The organism is Alkalicoccus daliensis (assembly GCF_900103955.1).
GTDB lineage: Bacteria > Bacillota > Bacilli > Bacillales > Salisediminibacteriaceae > Alkalicoccus > Alkalicoccus daliensis.
Genome location: NZ_FNIL01000006.1, coordinates 146,058 through 165,289, shown reverse-complemented (window position 1 = coordinate 165,289; position 19,232 = coordinate 146,058). Strand labels below are relative to the sequence as shown.

The 19,232-nt window shown below is 40.7% G+C and carries 10 protein-coding genes; 8 read left to right on the top strand and 2 right to left on the bottom strand.

Annotated features, from left to right (window positions below):
• Positions 1–7 precede the first annotated feature (7 nt).
• The 6 genes from BLP92_RS11100 (at position 8) to BLP92_RS11075 (ending at position 10,115) form a co-directional block, all read left to right on the top strand.
• Entirely contained in the window at positions 8–1,549 is a 1,542-nt protein-coding gene (locus BLP92_RS11100) for an ABC transporter ATP-binding protein (protein ID WP_090843030.1), read from the top strand.
• 323 nt (positions 1,550–1,872) lie between these two features.
• Positions 1,873–3,672, top strand: coding sequence for a glycosyltransferase family 2 protein (locus tag BLP92_RS11095; RefSeq protein WP_090843029.1), 1,800 nt, complete (start codon positions 1,873–1,875; stop codon positions 3,670–3,672).
• 19 nt (positions 3,673–3,691) lie between these two features.
• Positions 3,692–4,927, top strand: a complete 1,236-nt coding sequence (locus tag BLP92_RS11090; protein ID WP_175444264.1) for an ATP-grasp fold amidoligase family protein — start codon at positions 3,692–3,694, stop codon at positions 4,925–4,927.
• Positions 4,924–6,513 (top strand): hypothetical protein, encoded by a 1,590-nt coding sequence (locus BLP92_RS11085; protein ID WP_090843027.1) that lies wholly within the window; start codon positions 4,924–4,926, stop codon positions 6,511–6,513. The genes BLP92_RS11090 and BLP92_RS11085 overlap by 4 nt, the downstream gene beginning before the upstream one ends.
• Before the next feature lie 18 nt (positions 6,514–6,531).
• Entirely contained in the window at positions 6,532–8,088 is a 1,557-nt protein-coding gene (locus tag BLP92_RS11080) for an ATP-grasp domain-containing protein (protein WP_090843026.1), read from the top strand.
• Positions 8,089–8,525: 437 nt separating this feature from the next.
• Positions 8,526–10,115 (top strand): acylphosphatase, encoded by a 1,590-nt coding sequence (locus BLP92_RS11075; protein WP_090843025.1) that lies wholly within the window; start codon positions 8,526–8,528, stop codon positions 10,113–10,115.
• Positions 10,116–10,622: 507 nt separating this feature from the next.
• Here the strand turns inward: BLP92_RS11075 and BLP92_RS11070 are convergent.
• The gene (locus BLP92_RS11070) at positions 10,623–12,809 is read right to left on the bottom strand and encodes a CapA family protein (protein WP_175444263.1); all 2,187 of its coding nucleotides are present in this window, start codon (positions 12,807–12,809) and stop codon (positions 10,623–10,625) included.
• 618 nt (positions 12,810–13,427) lie between these two features.
• On the opposite strand from BLP92_RS11070, the gene BLP92_RS11065 reads away from it, so the two are divergent.
• Both BLP92_RS11065 and BLP92_RS11060 read left to right on the top strand, forming a co-directional pair.
• Complete coding sequence (locus BLP92_RS11065; protein ID WP_090843023.1) at positions 13,428–14,867, top strand: sugar-transfer associated ATP-grasp domain-containing protein; 1,440 nt, start codon at positions 13,428–13,430, stop codon at positions 14,865–14,867.
• Positions 14,868–15,210: 343 nt separating this feature from the next.
• Positions 15,211–17,400, top strand: coding sequence for a CapA family protein (locus BLP92_RS11060; protein ID WP_090843022.1), 2,190 nt, complete (start codon positions 15,211–15,213; stop codon positions 17,398–17,400).
• A gap of 126 nt (positions 17,401–17,526) precedes the next feature.
• Here the strand turns inward: BLP92_RS11060 and BLP92_RS11055 are convergent, their stop codons facing one another.
• On the bottom strand, positions 17,527–19,224 hold the full coding sequence (locus BLP92_RS11055) for a glycoside hydrolase family protein (RefSeq protein WP_090843021.1): 1,698 nt from the start codon (positions 19,222–19,224) through the stop codon (positions 17,527–17,529).
• Positions 19,225–19,232: the final 8 nt, after the last annotated feature.

Here is a 19,232-nt window from a genome sequence, read left to right as displayed (position 1 = left end):
TTTGCATATGGCAAAAAGCATGGAAGAACAATATCAGGAAGAAAACCGGGAAGTGGTAATTGAAGCAGAGAATTTAGGTGTTTCTTTCCGCTCCGGGACACATACTGATGATTATAAATCATTCGCTTTGAAATTTTTAAAGCGTGAAAAAGATCCGGAAGCAAATAAAAAGTTTTGGCCCCTTCGGGATTTAAGTTTTAAAGGCTATCAGGGGGAAGTACTGGGGATTATCGGTTCCAATGGTTCCGGAAAAACGACCGTCTGCAAAATGCTTTCCGGTATTTTGGAAAAGGATGAAGGAAAACTGAAGGTAAACGGACGGGTTTCGGCACTGTTCTCTCTCGGGATGGGTTTTGACAAAGAGCTTACCGGGCGGGAAAACGCCTATTTAAATGGAATGATGCTTGGAATTTCCAAAGCGAAAATTGACGGATTCATTCAGGACATTCATGAATTTTCCGGACTGGAGCAGTTTCTGGACCGGCCGATAAAAACGTATTCCAGCGGAATGAAAGCAAGACTTGGGTTCAGTGTCGCCGCACACCTGGAACCGGAGATTCTGATTCTGGATGAGGCATTGAATACGGGGGACGCAGCCTTCGGTCAGAAAGCAGCAGACAAGATGCAGGAGCTTGTAGCAAAAGCGAAAATGGTTATCCTCGTGACCCACAGTCTTAAATATGCACGGCGCAACTGTGACCGGCTGATCTGGATGGATAAAGGTGTCATACGAGCAGCAGGCGAACCAAAAAAGATTGTGCAGATGTATAAAGATTCAGTACCGGAACAAAAGCCGCAGATGCAGAAGCAGCTGGACATTGAAAAAACAAAAGCGAAGATCAAAGACCGGACTATCGTAAAAGCAGAAAATGTCGGAGTGCGGTATGTAGTAAATAAAGAAGAATTCTGGGCGTTGAAAAACAATACCTTCGAAATTAAAGAAGGAGAAATTGTTGGTATCATCGGCCATAACGGTGCCGGAAAAAGTACGATGTGTAAATTAATGACGAATATCCTAACCCCGGATGAAGGAAAACTGCAGCTGAAAGGAGAAACGACCTCTCTCCTCGGCTATGGAACGGGGTTCAACAATCAGTTGACCGGGAAAGATAATATATACCTGAATGGAATGCTGCTGGGAATTCCTAAATGGAAAATCCACAAAGACTACGAACAGATTGTCGATTTCTCCGGCATCCGTCGTGCAATCGATAAACCGGTAAAAAATTATTCCAGCGGAATGCAGGCACGCCTCGGTTTCAGTATCGCAGCCACCCTGCAGCCGGACATATTTATTCTCGACGAAGCACTGTCTACAGGAGATATTGCCTTTAAGCAGAAAGCCAGTGAAAAAATCCAGGAAATGATCGAAATGGCGAAAGCCGTAATCATCGTTTCCCACAGTATGGGATTTGTCGAAAAAATCTGTACCAGAGCCATCTGGATGGACGGCGGCAAAATTCTCTACGATGGAGAACCAGAAAAAGCCATTCAGCTCTACAAAGAAAAATACAGCGTGAAAAAGAAAGCCAGACTGAAGCGGAACTGATTTTAATTTTATTATAGAAGTTGTCTTCGGAGTGTCTTAAAAAAAATTCACTTTAGAAAAGAGAATTTTTATTAAAGTAAAACAACCAGCCGGCAGAGCGATGGGATGCGACTCCCGGAGGAATAAGCGCAATCTGAAGATCCAATAGAACGAGAGGTTTTTCGAGTTCTATTTAGCTGAAGATAAGCCCTCGGGAAAGCGTCATCCCAAGAGCGCCGACGGCGCTGAAAATACACCACCAGTCTTAATTGAAAATGAAACAGCTATTTTTAATCTAAAGAAACTTTTTGAAAGACAAAACCAGGAAAAGTAGGTGTTTTTCAATGAATCAACTAAAAACAGTGAAAAAATCAATCAGCGCAAGACTATCCAAATCACAAAAAGAAAAGCTGAAACAGGTCGTGCCATTTTTAGGACTTCCTATCACAAAAGTCCAGGTCGCCAAGCATAAGCTGAACAATCTGGGCTTTGTTTCGCGTGGACTCCAGGAATTGGAAGACCTGTACAATAACGCAAAACGTGCAAACTTCAAACAGTACGCAGCTTTTGAACTGGCACTATGGCATATGAACCAATATACACAAGAAGACGCACAAAAAGCACTGGATTACTTAGAAGTTCATCTTTCCGGAGAAGAAAATGAAGAAAAAGTCCGCAGAGGAAGTATTCTGGCTATTGAAGCGATGAATCTGCTGGGCGCTCACTCCAATGCCAGAAATACGGCGGATCTGCTGCTGAAGAAAACAGAGCATGCAGATGTATATTTTGCGAGAGCCAACTCGGAAGAAGAAGTAAGCAGCAGAGTCGCCTGGATCAACAAAGTTTTTAAACAGTATCACCTGCTGGAAATAAGATTGGACGATAAGAAAGTGGAGACACTCACCCCTTATGACGGTCTCAAGACAAAAGTGAAAAAGGAAATTGTAAACAATGAAGCGCTCCATGAAAATAAAGTAACAGTACTGATGCCGGTATATGAGGCAGAAAATCAGATTCATACTGCACTGCAGTCAATTCAGGCGCAGACCTGGACGAACCTGGAAATTATCGTGATAGATGATCATTCCCAGGATAAAACAGTCGAGACGGTAAAGAAATATGCAGAGAAGGATGAAAGAATCCGCGTGCTGCAGGCTCCGAAAAACGGCGGTCCCTACGTAGCGAGAAATATCGCGCTCAAGGAAGCCACCGGTAAATTCATTACGATTAATGATGCAGATGACTGGTCGCATCCGGAAAAAATTGAGAAGCAGGTAAAGCATCTTCTGGAGCATGCAGAAGTGATGGGCAACATGTCAGAACAGGCAAGAATGTTCGATGATCTTTCTTTCTTTAGAAGAGGGCGCCCTGGGGAGTATATCTTTAAAAACATGTCTTCGTTTATGTTCCGCAGGGAGGAAGTACTTGCGAAATTAGGCCACTGGGATCCCGTGCGCTTTGCGGCAGACTCTGAATTCATTTTCCGTGTGAAAAACGTATTTGGGGAACTGTCAGTGGTAGAACTGGAAACAGGACCACTCTCTTTCCAGCGTCATTCAAAAAGCTCGTTAACCGGCAGCGAAGCGTTCGGGCTTCCGAATTACAAAATGGGTGCGCGCAGAGAATATGAAATGGCGCATGATCACCACCATAAATATGCAGACGATCTATACTATGATTTCCCACAGGAAGAGCGGCCGTTTGCTGTACCGGAACCAATGCTTCCGGAAAAAGAGTTAAAAGAAAACGGCTTCCGCACTTTTGATAAGCTGTACGCAGCAGACTTCCGCCAGGAAACAGCGCTCTCAGAAGATTTTCTGGAGAAGCTGAAAGCAGAAGCACATAAAAAAATTGGATTTGTGCAATTTTACCGCTATGAAGAGTCACCTTTTACCGATGTACATCATAAATACCGCAAAATGATTAACGATGGGACCGCGGAAATGATTGTCTATGGGGAGAAAGTGAAAACCCCGGAAATGGTATTCACTGATCCACAGAGCCTGCTGGAAGAACAAAAATACGTGCCGGAAATCAAAGCAGAGCAAGTTACTATTGCAGATGCTGGACTCAAGCCGGAACAGCAGCAAAGAATCACAGGAAATGCCGGTAAGTTTACAAACGGGGACATTTCCTGGATTTAATACGAGAGGGGGAGACAGGATGAAAGACAAAATTTTGTCCCTGCCAGCAGCGCTTCGGGCAAAGCTGGTAGGACACAAGGTTACAAAGCTCGAAGCGGAAAACAAAAAGCTGAAGCAGAAGCTTTACGAATCGGTGGCGAACCCGGACCGTCCTGTTTCCACACCCTCTCATGTACTGGAAAATGCGAATGATGAAGAACTGCAACGGATTGTCCGGGAAGCGCATCAGGAGGGAACGCTTTTTGAAACAGCGCAAACACTTGCAGCAAAGAAAGTGCAGCATGATCTGCATTATACCCAGGCGCTCCTGTACGCATTAAAAGCGGCAGGTAAGCACGGGAAAGAAGTGGATCATAAAATGCGCGAGCGTCTTCTGCCTGCTTTTTATGTTTCCCAGCTCCCGGAAAGATTCGCGCGGGGGATGGAAGAAGGAGCGATTCCTTCTTTGGCTCCGGTCGTTTCTTTCCGCGGCTTAATTACCACGCGCGTACGCAGAAAACAGCTTGGGCACCAGCTTCCGGAATGGAAGCTCGACAATAAGGAACTGGGATATCGGTTTGCGAAAAAGCTCGACATCCCTGTCCCGCATCAGCACAAAGAAACATATCAGTTAAAAGAACTTCCCCTGAAGCCGGGAACGGTAATTAAGCCGCAGCACGGGGCAGGCGGACGGGGTGTCTATCTTCTGCTGGAGCAGGACCATTACGTGAACGCAAAAACCTCGGAGAAGCTTTTATCGAAAGAGGAGCTCCTGGCCTCCATGCAGGAAGACCTGCAAACAGGGGCAGTGCAGGAAGATACGTGGATGGCAGAAGAACTGTATTTTTATGATAAAGCAGCACTGGAGCCGGCACGGGATATTAAATTCTACTGCTTTTACGGAAAAGCAGTGCTTATTTTGGAAATCCGCCGCTATCCGGAGCTTGGCTACTGCTGGTGGACGGCAGATGGAAAACAGGTGGAGACCGGGAAATATACAGAGCATTTGTTCACAGGAAACGGCGTCTCAGCAGAAGAACTTGAAGTTGCCGAGAAAATGAGCAAAGAAATTCCCGCCCCTTTCTGCAGAATTGATTTTTTACTCACAGACGAGGGTCCGGTATTCGGTGAATTCACCCCGAAACCGGGGAACTATGATCACTTTGACGAAGCTACCGACACAAAGCTCGGCGAAGCATTTTTAGAAGCAGAAGAGAATTTGTTTCATGATATCTGGCAGGGAAAGAAGTTTGAAAAGTGGAGGGAGCTGCAATGACATTAACTACACAGAACGCTGCATGGCTCCCGCATCTGCCTCCTGAAGTAACAGAACAAGCAGGCAGACAGCTACTGGACAGTTATCTAATCGCTTTGGAAGGGTGGAGAAGAGGGCTGGGGCTGCGGTTTCATGCAGATGATTCTCCGGCTTTCGCCGATATTCGAGCATGGTTTGTACATAAACCGGGAAAATTATTTTCCCTGACGCACGGCAGCCGGACACACTATTTTTATCGCAGCCGGGGGGATAAAGTAGGTCGGAACACAGTAACGCAGGGAACGGACAAAGCCGCTGCGAAAAAAATTCTTGAAGCAGGAAAGGTTCCTGTACCGCGCGGATTTATAATGCAGCCGTCCGAGGACTTGAAAGTTCTCCATACGCGAAGCGAAACTCTTGAATTTCCTCTCGTTGTAAAAAGCGCAAATGGCAGTTTTGGCCTTAGTGTTGTTACTGGTCTCACTTCAATAGATGAATTAACAAAAGCATTTCAGCAGCTGAAAAAAGTATATCCGGAAGAAAGCATTATGATAGAAGAGCATCTTTCAGGAGCGGAATACCGGGTATATGTGGTCGGAGAAGAAGTGGCAGGAACGATTGAGAGAGTACCTGCAAATATAATCGGTGACGGCAGTACTGCTATTCGAACGCTGATTGAACAAAAGAATCAAAAGAGAAAGCAGAACCCTCACTTGAAATATTTTCCTATCATTGTTGACGAAGAAATTCATCAGATGCTGAAAATGCAGCAGTTGTCACTGAATGCTGTGCTTCCGCAGGGACAGCAGATATTTCTTCGGAACCGCAGCAACATCTCTCTTGGAGGAGATCCAATCGACCGTCTGGAAGAAATTCCGGAAAGTTTGAAAGCAGCAGCAGTAAATGCCTTGAAAGCTTTTCCAGATTTTCCGCACGGCACCGTCGATATTATTATGAGCAGCAAAGGACCTACGGTTATTGAGGTAAATCCGACCGCAAAGCTTGGCTCACTTCTTTATCCAAGCAAAGGGCAGGGCAGAGATGTGCCAAAAGCGATTGTCGATTATTACTTTCCGGAAACAGTAGAAACACCTTGTGCCAATCAGTACTACTTTAAGTTGCATCAGGCCTTGATCCCGCTGGAAACGGGTGCTGCAGCAGAAGTAAAGGTTACTCCGTGTGAGAGGACAACGGCTGTAGAAGGAAAGCACTGGCTGCTGGAAGGAGATCTGGATTCTCTGATTGCGCGGGAAAAATTAAGAGAGACCGCGGTCTTCTACCGTATGGCAGGATTTTTAAAGAAAAAAGAGAAACAACAATATCACCTTTACCTGACAGGTGCGCTGAACGGTTATGTACATATGCTTGCGTATCTTGAGGAAACAGGAATTACGTCGCATTTTCTTGCAGATGCTCCGGTGTTCGTTACACCCACTTTTCAATTAGAGGAAACAAAGAAAGAAAAACAGAAGTATACCAAAGAATTGCAGTCACAGGTCAGTCTGATGGAAAAACAGCGCCGTGCGAAAGAAAGAATGCTTCATGCAGCAGCGACGCTTTCCAAAGCGCCTGTAGGTACCTGGAGCAAAGCATTACGCGGCAAGTAAAAGGAGGGAAGCGAAGAGATGGAACAATTGCCAGCAGTATGGCTTTCGCATTTGGAGCATGCGATCCCGTCGGAAGCAAAAGAAAAAAAGATCAGCTTGTACATGATTGCACTGGAAGGCTGGCGGAGAGGCTTAACACTGACCTTTCTTGCAGATCGGGGAGAAGATGGAGAGTTCCAGCTCCGCTATTCGCTTTCCTCCGCTGCCAGCCGTCATTATTTTCAGGGCTCAAAAGGGGATAAAATCTCTGAAAAGGCGCAGGAAATCTGCGATGATAAATCCAAAACGAATGCTGTCTTAAAGGCAGCAAATGTACCTGTGCCACTGGGAAGTACATTTACACCCCACGTAAAAGACGAATCTATTCTCCAATACGCCAAAGAAATCGGCTATCCGGTTGTTTTAAAGCCAACGAATGCCTCCGGTGGCAAAGGGGTTGTCGTAAATATTCAGGCCGAAGAAGAACTGGAGCGGGCGCTTGAATATGTGAGAGGACAGCTGAAGCTGGAAACAGTCATCGTCGAACAGTTTGTACAGGGAGAAGAATGCAGGGTACTCGTACTGGAAGGGAAAGTACTTGCAGCCGTCCAGCGCGCTCCGGCAAACGTAATTGGCGATGGGCGAAGCTCAATTCAACAATTGATAGATAAAAAAAATGAAGCAAGGAAACGAGTACCTCATTTAGCGAACAGGCCAATAAAGCTGGACAAACAATTTTATAACACGATGCACACGAGTGACTGGACGTTAAAAACTGTCCCTGCAAAAGGGGAAAAAATCATCGTGAAGCGGGTAAGTAATATTTCCGCGGGCGGTGATCCGGTCGACGTAACGGATATCCTTTCTGAAAAAGTCAAAGCCGTAGCTGTCGATGCTACAGCAGCTATCCCGGATCTGCCCCACAGTGGAGTCGATTTAATGGTAGACTTTGAGAAGGATAAAGCTGTGGTAATTGAAGTGAATACCCGTCCGGGCCTTGGTTCGCATCTTTTTCCGATGACTGGAATAGGACGCGATATACCAAAAGCGCTGATCGACTTTTACTTTCCGGAAAGCAGGGACGCACCTCGGGCAGAGCAGCTATTCTTTGAGATAAAAGAAATAGAAGCTGCAATAAAAACAGGTATGGTGGAAGAGGTTCAGGTGAAACCAGCGAGACAAGATAGGTTTCACGCCGACAGAATTTCCGTCACTTCTTCAGCGCTGCGGCAGCAGAAGCAGAAAATTGAACAATACCTGCGCGAAAAGAAGTTTATTGGTAAAATAGAGATAAAGAAAAATGAGGCATTGGAAGGTGTGATCGCGCACACGGACAAGCAGTACCTGAAAGATTTCTTTCACTGGCTGGAGGAGTCAGGCATCCTGGCAGCAACTGAGTGTTACAGCCTGCCACTCGCACAGGAACTTTCCTGGTACGATGACACTAAGCCATCTCTAGCAGATCTTTATTCATCCAAGCAGCAAGTGCTGCAACGCTGGAAGGAAGAAGAAAAAAAGACAAACAGAGTCAATCGTCAGTGGCAGAAAGTAAAAGAAAGAATTACAAAACGCATATCGAGAAAACAGCGGCTGTGAAACAGAGAGAATGCCCGTTTGTACTTCAGGTCGCTTAAATTTCACTGAACGTCTTTAAGGCGGAGCTTGTCTGTGTGGACTTTAATATTTCTATGACATAATAAATAAATTTTCAGCTCTGCCTTACTCGACTGGTCCAATATCAAAAAACATACAATTACTATAAAGATATTTAGGTAATTTTAATAAGTTATGTACTAATAGAAGTGTCTTAGTTTCAAAGTCTTAAAAAGTATTATTGGCAATTGAAATTATTCAGCAGTGCCAAGGTGAATTTTCAAGATGCCAGCAGAAAAGAAAGTTTGAAGGTTACCCGGTGAACTATCCTGGAAACTGAACCCCTCCTCCCCTGCAATTGCAGAGAAAAAGGTGTGGGCACTGCATTACTAAACTATGAAGGTTCACAAAAAACTCATTTAAAACTGGAGGACATTACCGTGGCAGAAGAAACCAGCTATCAATGGCTGCCTCACTTAGAAGGGGCAGTACCAAAAGCAGGCCAAGGAAAACGAATCAGCACCTATACCGTTGCATTGGAAGGATGGAGAAGAGGTATCAGGCTCCGTTTCTACAGCGCGTTCGATGAAGAAATGAAACTCAAAGTCCGCTATTCCTTAAAATATAAAGACCGGGAGCACCACTTTGCCTTATCCAAAGGAGACCTTGTTACAGAAGAAGCATTCGACATCTGTGACGATAAAGATTTAACAAAGCAGTACCTTGCAAAAGAAGGTGTACCGACACCACAAGGAAAGAAATTCCCTGAAGACGCCACCAATGAAGAAATTCTCGCCTACGGAAACGAGCTGGGCTATCCACTCGTCCTGAAGCCGGTAAGCGCGAATGGCGGAAAAGGTGTATTTGCAAACGTACGGGAAGAGCAGGTATTAAAAGAAGCGATTGAGTATGTAAGAAATGAGCTGGAGTATAAAGAAGTAATCATTGAAACACATATCCCGGGGGAAAAAGAATTCCGCGTTATTGTCCTTGGGGAAAAAGTGCTTGGTGCGATGCACCGTATCCCAGCAAATGTTGTAGGAGATGGGACAGCAACGATACGCCAGCTGATTTCCCGAAAAAATAAATTTCGAAAGCTGAATCCGCATTTAACAAGCAGGATGATCCGAATTGATAAAGAAGTGCTATATATGATAGAAGAGGCAGGGTATGAACTGGATTCCGTATTGGAGGAAGGAAAACGCATTTTCCTTCGTGTGCAGAGTAATCTTTCAAACGGCGGCGACTCGGTGGACGTAACAGAAGACCTTTCACCGGAGCTCACAAAAATTGCGATTGATGCGACAAAAGCAATTCCGGGGCTGGCACAGAGCGGAGTTGATATTATTGTAGATGACGAAACTGGCAGCGGATCTGTAATTGAAGTGAACTCCCGTCCGGGTCTAGGGGGTCATTTATTCCCGATGATCGGAACGCCACGTGACTTTGCAAGGGAATTTATTAATTTCTATTTTCCGGAAACTGCTGAAACACCGCGCTCTAACCTTTACTTTGATTTCGACAGCATTATTGAGCCTATTAAAGTTCGCTCAGCCTCTATGGTAGAATTACCCGTGCCACCGGTTGGAGAGTTATATGGGAAAAGATACACTGTACGTGGAAATGTGCAGAATGTAGGTTACCGAAAGTGGATAAAAAGAGAAGCATTAAAAAGAGATTTGCATGGCCATGCAAAAAACGAAGCAGATGGTTCTGTATCTGTAGTAGTAACGCATCCGAACAAAAAGAAAGTAAACAACTTTAAAAAGGTCTGTATTGAAGGACCTGAGTCTGCGGTAGTGGAAGAAATTATTGAAGAAGAGTGGACAAAGCCAGTCCGGCTTGGCTTTAGAATGCTTTCTGCTCCAAGAAAGCTTTCCTCAGGTCAATACGATAAACTCAGTAAAACAGACTATAAGCGGATCGCTCGTAAATATGACCAGCTTATTAACAGTACTACCTGGAAAATGACGAAGCCGGTACGATTTGCTTTAGATACCGCCAAAAAAATAAAGAGGCTTGGAAAGTAAGCTGGAAACTATACTTTTTCTGATGAAATTACAGCGCACAGTCTATCACTTTTAAAAATATTGTCTTTTCAAATTTTCCAATGAGAGTAAAAGAAGTTCCAGTTTAAACTTCTGAATATTTTTAGTGGAAATCTCGAAAGTGAACAGAAAAGCTTCCGTTAGCAGGGATGGGACAGACATTCATTGATGTAAACTATTATAAAGCTGAAGAAAGAAGCCGGTGCTGCGCATCGGCTTCTTTCCTGTCTAACTATTTTTTTGAAAAAGCTTGAGTGTCTTGAGAGTTGAGCCTGTTAATTATCTGCCGCGGCCGTTAATATACTCCGAATCCGCTATAATAACATCCAAACCGGCTATACTGACATAAAAAGCAGCTATACTATCATAAAAACACCTTATACTAATATGAAATGAAGCTATACTGAATTACGTCTGCATGAAGTTCAGCTTTTAGTACACAATAACCAAAAAAGAGGATCCTGCAACCAGGATCCTCTGCAAATTAAATTACACGTCGAAGTGTTTTGTAAATGCATCGAACTTTTTACCACGCAGCAGATCCTGAAGTAAGCGGGCTTCCGCTTCCCTGTAAGCTTTTCCGAGTGTACGGTCAAATTCTTTATTAAATAAGTGGAATCTCCCCGGACGAGGCGTCGCTTCACCGAACACGATGCCATCATGGCTTTTTAACATATCCATGCGAACGAATGGTGACGGAACTTGCAGACTTGCCTGAATGGCAACTTCTGCATCCTGGTGAGAGAAACCGACTCCTTCACGAAGCTTGTTATCCTGCCAACCGGTCTGAATCAAATTTCCATCTCTGTCCCAGGTACTAAATCCTGAAGAATCAGAACGATCTGCTTCCAGCACAAACACGACCTCACCATAAAAACAGTAAAACTTGTAATCCAGCGGGGGTTCCGTAGAATCAGGAGCTCTTAAAATTAATTCTTCTACAATCCATTCATCTTTTCGCAGTGCGCCTCGTGGATTCCCCTGATACACTGCTTCTAATTCCGGTCTCATTTCAGCTTCAATTTCTCCCCAGCTGTTTAAATAGTGGCCGCCGCGGGCAGATAGAATCCGATTCTCATTAAAAATTAAATATACTCCCATAGAACCTGTAGACTGCACAGGTTTAATTACTATTGGTCCCGCTTTGCCTTTAATTTCTTCAAAACGATAGATTTGCGAATCAGACTCAGGTCTTCTCAGGCCAATCGTGTCTGCAAATTCATATGCTTTCGTTTTACGATCCAGCTGCCAGGAATATTCTTTGTAACCGAGCTTTCTCATCGCAGATTTTTCAACCATAATATCCCGGAAAGATAAAGAATTGGTCATTGGAATTTTTTTTCTCTCGAATTTCTTTAAGAAGCCGTGACTTAAATAACGCTTGTCCACTACTTTAGAAAGCATGGATAACTTTTCTTTATCAGTGGTAACAGAAGAATTATTATAAAATTTACGATAATATTGGACTAAATAGTCATCAATTTTATCCTGAATTTCTTTTAATTGTTCCACTTCTTCAGAAAAATCTTCAAGGTCTTCAAAATCTGTTTTTGAAGTAAGAGAGGTCTTAGGCAGAAGTTGTTCTAATTCATCAGGTACAAGTTTAATATTTTCCCCTGCATATTCGATATCGAAGTAATAACGCTCATTATCCTTTCTGATAATTTCTTTAGGTGTACCAAGGTACTGTCTTTCATTTAAATGGCCAAGTAGTTCAACCGTTTCTTCATAAGTAGTAAAACGGCAGTGAAATCCATTTTGCTTATTATCCGTCATAATCGGGTAAAATGCAGGCTTGATATTCCATTCACTATTCTCTTCTTCAATTGTAAGGTTCGCTATCATACTATATGGAGGAGCCCCCATTTTAGCGTAGCGGCCTGGTGCGTTAAATACGAAGTTACCAAGAGAATAGGCAATAATTCCAGACTCGTATTTCTCAATGTGATTCGCCATATGGGTACCGTGCGCGATAACAAAATCTGCACCGGCATCCACAAATTTTCTCGCGCGGATCTGCGCAGATTCTCCAATCCATTTATAATCAGCTTCCGCCCAGTGAGCACACACAATAACAATTGAATTTGGATCTTTTTCTTTTACCGCGGTAATTCTGCGGGTCATTCGATTTTCGTTTAAAGAATTAACTCCGGGTGTATCTTTTTTTGCTAAAAATTCATAGTAATCCCTATATCTGCGAGTAGCCCTCATCCCATTAAATACATAAATGGTTTTCTTAGGAAAAGAACCTTTAATTTCAATTTTAAGGTGTTTGGAGGCTTCTCCGGAATCAGCCCCAGCTCCAATATGTTTAATTTTAGCTTTATCAAGCACGTTGATTGTATCCAGCAGAATTTTGGGACCGAAATCCCTTGTATGATTATTCGCCAGAGTAACTGCATCGACACCCAGTTGATTCAATACTTTTGGTGTGCGTGATGGATCATCCCAGTTCGGGAACTTTTTATCCTTTAAGTAAGAGGGAGGGTCTACTGCAAGCACAGTTTCTAAATTCAATATGAAAAAATCACTTTTTTTAATAAAGGGTGCAACGTCCTCAAAGAAAGAAAAAGGATCAGATTGCAAACGTTTCTTTTCGTTAACACGTTTGTCAGTACTTAAATACCCATCACCCAGACTTGTATCTCCAGCAAAAGTAATAATATATTTACTCAATTCTCGCACACCTCTTCATTGTTTTATTGAGATTCAGGCAGGAAAAAGACTTTTAATTATAATATCATTAAAGTAGAGTAATCAGCTGATTTAATATTTAAATACAATATTTAATATGTTAATTCACTAATTATCCTTATTTGAAGCCAAGGTTCTTAAATTTCTTAATAATAATATTCTTTTTCTGTTAAAATTAAAGTGCAGGATAAATTGAAATGGGGAAGTGAACGTCGTAGAAGGCGTGGTACAGCTCTTTAAATTTGATTGTAACTTATTTTTTGAGGCAGATAGATCACTTAATATCGAAAAAATCAAAAGAAGCGATGATTTATATGAAAAATCTATATTTTTACACACGATTTATTTATAATCAGCTAGTTTAGTTTTATCATGTAATGTTCTGTTATTTATATGAGCATTCGAGGTAAAGCGTAATAAATAGTCTGTGCAGTAATACGCAAAAAAAATGAAGAGCGGACAGTCACAGAGTTGAGAAAGACTGAAAGCGGCGGGTTCAGAGACTTTCCGAAACGGTGGAAATTATTTACTCGGTTCGTAATATATTATTGAAATATTATTTAAGCTCGATTTAATGCAAAAGACTTTAAGAGATGGGCAGTGAAATTACATATGAATGAAAAAATGTTAGCTGAGTTTAAAGCAAGTGGCTTCGAAGTAAATACAAAACCATTTAAACGCTATTATGAAGCTGGACTGCTTCAAAAGCTGGACGCGGAATATATGGATAAAGTAAAAAAATATTGGTTTAGTAATTACGGGTTAGTGCCGGATACCTCTTTACATGCAGCTTTTTACAATGTAACAGGTCTTAAAGAGGAAATGGTAGTTCCTGGGAAAGTAATGTGGGACGTTATTATTCCTTATTTGAATGATTTATCACTTCAAGCTGTTTATAGTGATAAAAATATCTATGATAAATTAATCACTACTAAAAATGCTGCTGAAGCAGTGTTGAAAAGGGTCAATGGCACATATTTTGATACATTTAACAACGTTTTAAATTACGAAGAAGCAATATTGGAGATAAAAAAGCAAAATGATGATTTAATAGTGAAACCAAGTAATACAGACAACGGGAAAGGAATCAGTAAGTTATCAGTTCAGGATGGAAAAATATTCAAAGAGGGAATAGAAATTTCTCTAGAAGAACTGGAATTAAGTTACCATCAGAATTTTATCATTCAAAAGCGCATTAAGCAGCATCCAGTTCTGGCCGAACCTCATCCCTCTTCTGTTAACACGCTGAGAATGGTCACGCTGCGTTGGAAAAATAAAATTCATTATTTATTAACGTTTGCAAGATTTGGCTCTAACAATGCTGTCCAGGATAATGCAGGAGCAGGAGGAGTATGCGTTGGAGTTTCAGATTCCGGGGAACTATTAAACATCGCAGTTGATGAAAATGGAAATACTCACAATGTTCATCCAACTACAGGTTACGACTTTAGCAAAGAAATGAAGATTCCTGAATTTGGAAAATGTATTGATTTTGTAAAAAATCTTCATAAAGATGTACTTCATCAAAATTTTGTATCCTGGGATATTGCAATAAACGAAATGGCTGAACCAGTCTTTATCGAGGCTAATTTTCGGGGAGCTACCTGGCTATACCAGCTCGCTTCACAGCGGCCTATGTTTGGAGAGCTAACAGAAGAACTATTAAAAACAATAAAAGAAGAAAGAGACAAAGAAAAGCTGGACTTAGAAAAATTCACTCCAAAAGAACGGAAAATTCAAGATAAATTAGAAGAAAATAGAGCGAGATTAAAGAAATCAAAAAGCAGTGTTAGAAAACTAAGAAGAGAAAATGAATATCTTAATGAGCAAGTTAATGAATTAAAAACAGATCTTTATAGATATGAAAAAGAATTAAAAGAATTGGAAATGCTTAAAGAACAAGAAGAAGAAATAAAAAATTACTACATTCAGAAAACAAAAGAGTTAGAAGAATCTCTTACAAAAATGAAATACAGTTCTTCCTGGAAAATCACAAAACCGCTGAGAAAAGCAGGTCAGATAAAGAAAAAACTAAAATAAAAGTATGCCTGTCGATTATTCACTGCAAATGGCAGGCAGTTTAAGCATGGAGTGCTCTTTAAGCAAGAAGGCAGTTAAAAAGGTTTTATTAAAACTTCGCAGAAAAAGAGAAAATTGAAGCGAATGAAGTAAAGTTTTAAAGACAATCATTAGGGAATAGTTTTTCAAGGGAAGAAATTTCAAAATAGTGATATCTGTATTTAACAATTGTCCAAGTAGAGAGAGCGGATTGAACTAAAAAATATTTTTGGCAAATACGAGGTTTTTATTAATTGAAATTAAGGTGCAGCACTACTAAATATAGCTTTGTGAGATCATTTATTTTTTTATAGGGGGAATATTCTTGAAACAGTTTACATTGTCATTTGCTGGAGACACGAGTATTGGAGATTTTTATTTTAATAAAACAGGAAGAGAGTTATTAAAAAAAAGGCTGGAAGAGCAGCCTTTATCCTTTTTCGAAAAAGTAATTCCTATTACTGAGAACAGTGATTATTTCTTTTTGAATTTAGAGACTACACTCTTAGGAAATCCTGAAGAAGAAATAGATGAAAACAACAAAAAAAACTGGGATAGTCTGCAGAGAAGTATTTCTCTATTAAAAGATTTAGGAGTGACAGGTGTAAATTTAGCGAACGATCACACCATGAAGTTTGGGGTGGATAAAGCTCAGTTCATGAAACAATCTCTTGAAAACCAAGGTATTAAAACGGTAGGGGCGGGAAACAGTCAAGAAGAAGCGGAAAAACCGATTGTCTGGTCATTAGAAGGAGAAAATTCCAGCAGAAACGTATACGTATTAAGCGGACTGAGACCTTCCAAGCAGTTCAGAGAACAAAATCCTTATTTTGCAGAGGAAAGCCAGCCGGGTTGGAATGCTCTATCAACAAACAAAATAGTTAAACAAATTGAAAAGATAAAAGAAGAAGATTCGAACAGTATTATAGTAGTAAGTCCTCACTGGATAAAAAATGATTATCAAACCTTTAGTCTTGCAGATAAATATCAGGAGCTTTGTCAAAATATATTAAAAGCAGGGGCTGATATTGTATTAGGTCACGGAACCCACACGGTATCTCCTATTGAAAGAAACGAAGACGGGATTATTATCTATTCGTTAGGGAACTATGTGTTTAACTCTGTCGGGCGTTTTAAAAGTGAGGAAGCTCCTCCTTACGGCTATATAGTAAATCTAGAGGTAAATGAAACAGAGGACGAATGGAGTGTCGAACCTCTGATCTACCCAATTGCTACCAATAACAAATCTACTAAGTATAAGCCTAGAAAAGTTAAAAGAGCTGAATTTAGAAATATCCAGGCCGAGATATTGGAAAAAACATTTGATCTGAAACAGCCCTACCGTTTCAAGAGAAAAAGAGATCAAAAAGGTCACTATTTCATTACAGAATACGTAGATAAATTACTGGCGAAATATGGAAGTAATGTAACTGGGAATATGTATAAAAAATATGAGGCAGCAAAATTGCTGACTCCGGTCGATGAGGATTTCGCTCAAGAAGTAACAGATTACTGGCAGGAACTCTCTGGAAAACAAGTAGACCCTGCACTTCATATAGCATTTCAAAATCTGGTAGGCAGAAAAGAAGTGAGGGTGATGCCTCGAGAGGTCATGAGGTTTGAAGTTATCCCTTATTTCAATATTCGTGGAAAACTAAATATGTATGCAGATAAAAATTTATATGACATGTTTTTTCAGACGGACCGTCTAGTTAAATCCGTGCTGAAAAGAGTAAGAGAAAACTATTTTACAGGAGACAACCAACACCTGAACAAGGAAGAGGCCTGGAATTATTTATTATCTCAAAAAGAGCCAGTAATAATTAAGCCTACAGTTACGAATAACGGTGTTGGAATAAATAAGATATATTTTGAAAATGGAAAAGGGTACATTAAAAACGAGGAAATATCAATTGAAACACTGGAAGAGCAATTTGGTCCAAACTTTGTTATTCAAGAAGTTCTGAAACAGCATCCAATCATGGCAGAACCACATCCAAGTTCGGTAAACTCGCTTAGAATGGTGACATTGCGCTGGAAAGGAGAAATTAAATACCTTTTAACATTTGCCAGGTTTGGTGCAAATGATAGTGTAAATGATAATGCCGGAACTGGGGGAGTTTGTCTAGGGATTACGGATGAAGGAGAATTCATGGATTTTGCAGTTGATGAGCATGCACGTAAACATGTGACTCATCCAACATCTGGATATTCTTTTGCAAATGAAGTAAAGATACCTAATTTTGATGAGTATATTAAATTTGTAAAGGAACTTCATGAACAAGTACTCCATCAAGATTATATTTCCTGGGATATAGCAGTCGGGGAAGATGAAAAACCGATATTAATTGAGGCAAACTTTAGTGGAGCAACGTGGCTGTACCAGTTAGCTTCCCAAAGAAGTGTATTTGGTGATTTAACTGAAGAAGTAATATCTCATGTAATGAAAGAAAGGAAAGAGAGAAAAGGAAGCCGCGACCATAAGCCGGAACATTTTTACAGTACAGAAGAATAATACAGGAAGCGTATAGCGTCTCTTCTGATTAAAACCATTCACTTTCTACAATACTATTTTGAATATAATATTTTAAGAAGTAGAAAAGGATCCCGGCATCAATTTCGCCGGGATCCTTTTTTGAGCTTACGATTGAAGAATATTAGAATATGCAATAATGCTTGAGATATTATGCTGCGTGTAATCATTTCTTAGTTCATATTTATGAAGGCCGCCTTGAAAAGCCCCAAGACATAATTTTTTATTTACATAATACATTACAGATTCAGGACGAAGCTGCATCTGCAGTTGAAAACGAATACCTAAATCAACAGCTGATTTATACTTTTCGGCAAGATCGTTTCTATCTTTGTATACAGCAAGCTGATAAGCTGCGCCTAATCCTTCACTCCTGCAGGCGACAGGGGTAGAAGCGGGAATTAATTTAGATTTATATGAACCTATCCACTCTTTATCATGCTCTTTTCTATCTGTTCTTTGAGATTCAGCTATAGCATCTGCTATGAAGAAAGAATGCGTTACATATATTTCATTCGCACGTTCCCGGTATAATTCGTTCAGGCCGTAAAGGAGCCAGTGATCGTGAGCAACAGTCTCTTTTGTTTCATTTTTATCTCTTCTATTAATCAGATACTTCGCTTCATTTTCAGCCGCATCAAGCCAGCGAGAATCTCCATCTACTTTGGAAAGTCTTACTAAAGATAAAATAGCTTCACCCGGATAATAATGAGATACGAAATCCGTCACTTTTCCAGTAGAAAAAATTTGCTTGTGTACAGCAAATTTTCCAGTCTTATCCTGAGATTCTACCATCCATAATGCAAGTTTCTGCATAATAGGTAAGTATTGCTTATCTCCGGATAACTCAGTGTATTTGCAGAGAGCAATGACTGCTAAAGCATTTCCGCCCAGCTTGCAGGCATCTTTTTCTACAACTGCCAGCGCCTCTTTATTATTTATTGTTATGTTTTTAATTTTAGATAGTAAAAATTTGATCGCTCTTTTCGAGGCTTTTAACAAATTCTCATCCGGCATTTGTTCGTAAACTTCCAGCATAGAATAAACTGTACCCGCGTGTCTCAGAATATTATATCCCGTTGTTTGAGAACCATCCTGAGGCTGATAAGCGTAAACAATTTTCCCTTTATTATTTACGGCCTGCTTGAAATAATTATCCTTAGCCAGCTGAATGGAATCTAATAAAAGATTTCTAGTTAATTTATCATACATTCGATGCCCTCTGATAAGCGGAGTATATCCATTATCATCATAATAATGAGCTTCTGTATGGAAACTGTATACATCCATAAATTCATTAGTCAGGAAACTTTTTACGGATTGCTGATCGAAAAGCAAAAAATGTTTTTCAAAGGCGGCAAAAACATTTTCTTTCTTTATAAGCTTATTTTTAATCATGTCATAAGCTTCTACTTCTTCAGGTAAAAAAGAAATACGGAAGTCTTTAGAGAAGGCGATGCCCTCTTTACCTGTTTCATGCTCAATTTCATCCTTTTTTACATTCATTCTTTTACCCTCTGCAGATTTTGCGAATACATTCGTAACAATGTCAATTTTCACTGAGACTGGTGGGAGGTTGGAATGATTGTGTTTGCGATAAGAAGCAAGTGCTCTATTTACTGCCTTTGGTACAGTTTTACTGCTGCCTAAAGTTACAACAGCTCTCGTAAAATTATTAGCTACCGAAAGGTATACCAGCACATTTTTTTCGCTGGTAGTGTATGCATAAGGAGCCACCTCGTTTATTTCTTCAATATTTTTGTTCTTCAATACAGCCTCATAGACGCTTTTAGTGAAATTTTCCAAATTCATGA